The sequence below is a fragment of the Bartonella sp. AU15XJBT genome (assembly GCF_028618615.1).
In the GTDB taxonomy this organism is placed as follows: domain Bacteria; phylum Pseudomonadota; class Alphaproteobacteria; order Rhizobiales; family Rhizobiaceae; genus Bartonella.
The window spans coordinates 1-2,111 of the sequence record NZ_JAQITG010000083.1 but is presented as its reverse complement, the minus strand read 5'-3'; the positions used below and the strand labels follow the sequence as shown (position 1 = coordinate 2,111).

1 protein-coding gene and 1 pseudogene are annotated in these 2,111 nt (G+C 35.5%); both read right to left on the bottom strand.

Going from position 1 to position 2,111, the window contains the following annotated elements:
* Nucleotides 1-958 precede the first annotated feature (958 nt).
* Entirely contained in the window at nt 959-1,738 is a 780-nt protein-coding gene (locus PVV57_RS10095; RefSeq protein WP_273719454.1) for a hypothetical protein, read from the bottom strand.
* 116 nt (nt 1,739-1,854) lie between these two features.
* Nucleotides 1,855-2,111 (bottom strand): annotated as a pseudogene (locus PVV57_RS10090) (hypothetical protein); the annotation flags it as partial.

The following is a 2,111-nucleotide window of genomic DNA, read 5'->3' as shown; positions in this document are numbered from 1 at the left end:
GGCATTAAAGCAATTAACGGTTTGAAGCATTCATAAGCTTATAGGTTTAATTCATAAAGATTGCACAAAGGATTTAAAGACAAGATTGATTTTATAACCACGGTATTTTTTTACCGAGGTAGGAAATAAAGGTAATGAAATTCAAAACGTTATATCTTATGAAATCAAAAGCCTTTTAATGAATATAGTGCAAGCAAGTGAGCAAAAAACGTTTTAAAAGTTATCGTTTAAAAATACGAAATCAAAAGGGGTCTCCTCAAATTTGAGGGCATCTCTTTAGACAAGATAAGCAAACAAACTTCAAAATCGTTATAACATCACAAGGCATGGAATTTTTCTAAATTTTTAGACAAAACGCCATTGTTTAAAGAATGCTCTATTCTAAAGATAACAAGCTCGAATTTGAGCTGGTTGATTTTTCCAACTCAAAATTAAGCCAGCTTATTTGTAAAAAGTTACATTTAAAGAAAAGTAAAAATACGCTTATGAGAACCTCTCTACATGAACGTTTAAACGTTTGAAACTGATGTTTATAACAGTTTTTAAAGCCTTGCGTTTGATAAAAGCGGTTGTTTGGTTGTTTATTGTCTTTATGAGAGCTTGTTTTAAAAGAAGCATTTTGATCATGTGCTTTATTTCAAAAGACCACCTCACAAATGAGGGTGTTATGATTAATACGTTTGAGAGAAACGAAAAGCGTTTATAGGCTCTCTCATTCAAACGAGTGATTAAAGATCATACGCATCATTTACATTCCTTTTGATAAGTTTTCATATCTCTAATAGAGCGCTTGTAATATAATACGTTTTGTATATACGCGTTATTACCTTAATTAGGGTTGATTCATAAGGATAGACATTTGAAAGCCGCGTCATATCAGTTGGCACGGCTTTCTTTTATGAATTCTTTCTTTTATGATGCGTTTATAGCCATCAAGAAGGTGCTCCCATACCTATTTTTATTCTGTTTTATCAATAATCTTAACAACATTGTTGTTTTCATAAACCTCATAATTTTTTGGAACCAACTTTGCTTTGCTTTTTGTGTTGATTGTTGCATTGCCATAAGCACGCCCCCAGATTGTTGCACAATGTGAGATTTTTGCATTGCCATAAACAGAGCCATAAATCTCACAAGAGCCCCCCACGCGCGCATTGCCATAGACCTTGCCATAAATCTTTGCACGACCATTAATCACAGCATAATTATAAATTTTCGCATGGCTATAAATGCAAGCAGAGCCACAAACCTTGGCATGACCATAGACGCGTGCATAACTAAAAACCGTAGCATCATAAGAAATATGGGCATGGTCATAAATATGAGCATCAGCAAGAACGCGGGCAGCACCACTCACATGAGCATTGCCATAAACATTGCCATACACATGAGCACTCCCATAAACACAAGCCTGATCATAAATCTTTGCATATTGAGAGATAAAAGCCTTGCTATAGACCTCAGCATTGCCATAAACGAGACCACAGACTTGAGAATAATGCCGTATTTTTGCATCATCATAAACACGGGCATGACCATAGACACAAGCCTCATCATAGACCCAGCAATTGCCATCATGGGATAGGTTAACTTCCTTTTCAATAAAACCACCTAAATCCCCCGCCTTGACATCATCAAAATCCCTTAAAGCACGAATGCGATAAAGGCTTGTAATATTGCGAGTAAGAGCATGTTTGATTTTTTTTATTTCACTGGTTAATTCGTATTTTTTACACATAGGAGGACCCTCACAATCTAATGTGATAAACGTTTGATAAAATTTGAAATGGAAAAATTGGATTGAAAGGAGGCGCCCCCACCGCGCCTGTACTTTCATTTACACAGCTTTATTAATTAAACCCAGACAATCTCTAATTCGCTATAAGGGGAAAGCTGTTCAATATAGGTTTTTATTTTAGTAGACCCGCCGACATTTTCACGAATAACAGCAATGCCATGGATATGAGCATTTTCATAAACATGTACGTCATTTGCTATACGAGCGTATTCATAAACCCTAGCATTGTCATAAATATAGGCATTATCATAAATAATAGCATTGCCATAGACATGAGCATTACCATAGACATGGGAATTATTAGAAACAGCAG